The sequence below is a fragment of the Halomonas sp. ANAO-440 genome (assembly GCF_019915905.1).
Taxonomy (GTDB): domain Bacteria; phylum Pseudomonadota; class Gammaproteobacteria; order Pseudomonadales; family Halomonadaceae; genus Halomonas; species Halomonas chromatireducens.
The window spans coordinates 1-3,266 of record NZ_JAHXBV010000037.1 but is presented as its reverse complement, the minus strand read 5'-3'; the positions used below and the strand labels follow the sequence as shown (position 1 = coordinate 3,266).

Here is a 3,266-nt window from a genome sequence, read left to right as displayed (position 1 = left end):
TGCCCTTCGACACCAGCGAGATGGCGCCCACCGAACTCAATGAGCGAGCACTGGCGCTGCTGGTCGAGCAGGGCATTGCCAAGCCGGGGGAAGATGTCATTCTGACCCGGGGCGATCACATGAACGCCCATGGCGGCACCAACACGCTGAAGATACTCGAGGTGGGAAGACCATGACCGATCCGCGCCCTACGCGCACCGTGCAGCGTACCCTCCCGGCCCGCAAGCGCATCGCGCTGATCGCCCATGACGGCAAGAAGGAAGAGCTGCTGTCGTGGGCCTCACGCTGGCAGCAGACCCTCGCCGACCACCAACTGGTCGGTACCGGAACCACTGCCGGACGCATCTCGGCGCAGCTGGGCCTGACGGTGGAAGGCCTGATGAGCGGGCCACTGGGCGGCGACCAGCAGATCGGCGCCCGCATCACCGAACAGCGCCTCGACCTGCTGATCTTCTTCTGGGATCCCTTCGCACCCCAGCCCCACGACCCCGACGTCAAGGCGCTGCTGCGACTCGCCGCCCTGTGGAATATACCCGTAGCCTGCAACGCCGCCAGCGCCGACTTCCTGGTCAGCTCCCCCTGGCTGTCAGAACCCTACGAGATGACCATTCCCGATGCCCAGGCATGGGTGGTATCACGCAATTCACAGGGCTGACAGGCGGCCCTCGCCAGCCTCGCCCGACTATCGCGCCTGAGGAAACCGCATGTTCCAGCTTACCCGTAGCGTCACCTGGCAGGCCCTGAAACGGCTGCAGCAGGAAACCGCCAATGACCGCATCAAGGATTATTTCACCGCCGACCCCCAGCGCTTCGAGAAGATGAGCCTGCGGGTCGGTGGCCTGTTTCTCGACTATTCCAAGCACCAGATCTCCGATGCGGTGCTGGCCAAGCTGCTCGAGCTCGCCGACCACTCGGCGCTGGTCCAGCGGCGCGCCCAGATGTTTTCCGGCGACATCATCAATGTCACCGAAGACCGCCCGGTACTGCACGCCGCCCTGCGCAACCTCGGCGACAGCCCGGTGATGGTCGACGGCAAGGACGTGATGCCGGAGATTCGCCGCTCCTGGGAGCAACTGCGCCAGTTCGCCGACGCCGTACGCAGCGGAGAGTGGAAGGGGTTCAGCGGCAAACGCATCAAGGACGTGGTCAACATCGGTATCGGCGGCTCGGATCTGGGACCCAACATGGCTTGCCGGGCGCTGCTCAAGCACCGCCACCCGGAGCTCGGCTTCCACTTCGTTTCCAACGTCGACGGCGCCCATATCCAGAAGGTGCTCTCGCGCCTTGACCCGGCCACCACGCTGTTCATCGTCTCGACCAAGACCTTCTCCACCCAGGAGACGCTGCTCAACGCCAAGACGGCACGCCGCTGGTTTGTCGAGCAGGCCGGCGAAGAGGCCGATGTGGGGGCGCACTTCGTCGCCGCCTCGACCAACAAGAAGGCCGCCATGGCATTCGGCGTGCGCGAAGACAACGTCTTCGAGTTCTGGGCCTGGGTGGGTGGACGCTACTCCATGTGGTCCTCCATCGGCCTGCCGATCGCCCTTTCCGTGGGCTTCGACGGCTTCATGGAGATGCTCGAAGGCGCCTACGAGATGGACCAGCACTTCCTCTCCGCCCCCTTCGACCGGAACATGCCGGTGCTGATGGCGCTGGTCGGCATCTGGAACCTCAATTTCCACGGCGCCGAGACCCAGGCCATCGTGCCCTACGACCAGGCACTGCATCAGCTGCCCGCCTTCCTGCAGCAGTTGGACATGGAGTCCAACGGCAAGTCGGTGGATATCTTCGGCCAACCGGTGGACTACAAGACCGGCCCCATCGTCTGGGGGCAGACCGGCTCCAACGGCCAGCACGCCTTCTTCCAGCTGCTGCACCAGGGTACCCGCTACGTGCCCATCGACTTCATCGCCTCACTCAAGCCGGAGCCCGGCGTCGAGGAGCACCACTTCGCGCTGCTCACCAACATGCTGGCCCAGGCCAACGCCTTCATGGAGGGAAGCCAGACCGGCGGTCGGCTCGACCCCTACAGCTGCCCCGGCAATCGCCCCTCCAGCGTGCTGCTGCTTGACGAGCTGACACCCAAGAACCTCGGCGCACTGATCGCGCTCTACGAGCACAAGGTCTTCGTCCAGGGGGTGATCTGGAACATCAACTCCTTCGACCAGTGGGGGGTGGAGCTGGGCAAGCGTATCGCCGGCGAGATCAGCGAGCGCCTGGACACCCAGACCCAGGATTTCGATGCCTCGACCCAGGGGCTGCTGGCCCTGGTGCGCGAGCATTTCCATGCCGCGCCCCCGGCCGCCGCGGCGCCGGCAAGGAGTGAGAAAAAGGCACGCAAGAAGGAGAGCTGAATCTATCCGGGACGACCGGGCGCCAGCCGCGCCCGGACCATGCGATCGCCCAGCCAGGCGGCGGCAAGCCATAGCGGCACACTGGCCATTACGTAGAGCAGCGCCAGCCAGGGCAGGCCGCTTTCGACCAGATAGAGCGTCTCGAGGCTGAACAGCGAAAATGTCGTGAAACCGCCGCAGAAGCCGGCCACCAGGAAGGGCTGCCAGCGTGCCACGCGCCCTCCCTGGCGGCAGGCCGCATAGGCGGAGAAGGCGGCGATCAGCCAGGAACCCAAGAGGTTTACCACCAGGGTGCCCCAGGGGAAGGCCGGACCCAGTGCCGCCAGCGAGGCAATCGACACCAGATAGCGCAGCACGCTGCCCAGGGCGCTGCCCAACCCCACCGCGGCATAGTCGCGCCAGCCGTTCACAGCCCCCCTCCTGCCAGCCACCAGCCCAGCCAGGCCAGCGCCAGCCCCGCCAGGCAGGTAGTGCCGATATTGGACAGCGCCGCTGACACACGGCCGCTTTGCCACAGCGCAAGCGTCTGCAGGCTGAGGGAGGAGACCGTGGTATAGCCGCCCAGCACACCGATCATCAGGCCCAGCCATGCCGAGGAGAGGTCAAGACCCTGAGGCACACCCAGGCGACCGGCGATCCAGCCGGCCAGCAGCGCTCCGCTGAGGTTGACGGCCAGCGTCCCCCAGGGAAAACCGGTGCCCAGCCAGCGGGCCAGGAGCCGGGAAGCCGCCAGGCGGGCCATGCCCCCCACAGCACCTCCTACCCCCACCAGAACTATCGCGGCCCATCCGATGCTCATCCTGCTGTTTCCCCAGCGGACCCTATGATGCCAACCGATGCTAGCGAAGTCGTTACGAACACACAATCGAGTAGGAGGGGGAGTCGCCTCCCCCGTCCTCTCACACCACCGGG

General features: G+C 65.8%; 5 protein-coding genes. 3 read left to right on the top strand and 2 right to left on the bottom strand.

Features of this window, described 5'->3' with window-relative positions; translation table 11 throughout:
- Positions 1-20: 20 nt before the first annotated feature.
- Genes KZO25_RS20100 through pgi form a run of 3 tightly spaced genes read left to right on the top strand, consistent with a single transcriptional unit; the run spans position 21 to position 2,354 of the window.
- Positions 21-176 (top strand): pyruvate kinase alpha/beta domain-containing protein, encoded by a 156-nt coding sequence (locus KZO25_RS20100; RefSeq protein ID WP_410505422.1) that lies wholly within the window; start codon positions 21-23, stop codon positions 174-176.
- Positions 173-655 carry a methylglyoxal synthase gene (locus tag KZO25_RS17750; RefSeq protein WP_066451910.1) on the top strand — a complete coding sequence of 161 codons (483 nt, stop codon included), beginning with the start codon at positions 173-175 and terminating at the stop codon, positions 653-655. The genes KZO25_RS20100 and KZO25_RS17750 overlap by 4 nt, the downstream gene beginning before the upstream one ends.
- Before the next feature lie 49 nt (positions 656-704).
- Entirely contained in the window at positions 705-2,354 is a 1,650-nt protein-coding gene (gene pgi, locus KZO25_RS17745; RefSeq protein ID WP_223137970.1) for a glucose-6-phosphate isomerase, read from the top strand.
- A gap of 2 nt (positions 2,355-2,356) precedes the next feature.
- On the opposite strand, the gene KZO25_RS17740 is transcribed toward pgi, so the two are convergent.
- Both KZO25_RS17740 and KZO25_RS17735 read right to left on the bottom strand, forming a co-directional pair.
- A complete protein-coding gene (locus KZO25_RS17740; RefSeq protein ID WP_066451912.1) occupies positions 2,357-2,764 on the bottom strand; it encodes a fluoride efflux transporter FluC in 408 nt (135 codons plus the stop codon).
- Positions 2,761-3,153 (bottom strand): fluoride efflux transporter FluC, encoded by a 393-nt coding sequence (locus KZO25_RS17735; protein WP_066451913.1) that lies wholly within the window; start codon positions 3,151-3,153, stop codon positions 2,761-2,763. The genes KZO25_RS17740 and KZO25_RS17735 overlap by 4 nt, the downstream gene beginning before the upstream one ends.
- Positions 3,154-3,266: the final 113 nt, after the last annotated feature.

What these genes read in the sequence shown, in the direction of transcription:
- KZO25_RS17750 (WP_066451910.1), top strand. Translation starts at nt 173, where the DNA reads ATGACCGATCCGCGCCCTACGCGCACCGTGCAGCGTACCCTCCCGGCC.
- pgi (WP_223137970.1), top strand. Translation starts at nt 705, where the DNA reads ATGTTCCAGCTTACCCGTAGCGTCACCTGGCAGGCCCTGAAACGGCTG.
- KZO25_RS20100 (WP_410505422.1), top strand. Translation starts at nt 21, where the DNA reads ATGGCGCCCACCGAACTCAATGAGCGAGCACTGGCGCTGCTGGTCGAG.
- KZO25_RS17735 (WP_066451913.1), bottom strand. Translation starts at nt 3,153, where the DNA reads ATGAGCATCGGATGGGCCGCGATAGTTCTGGTGGGGGTAGGAGGTGCT.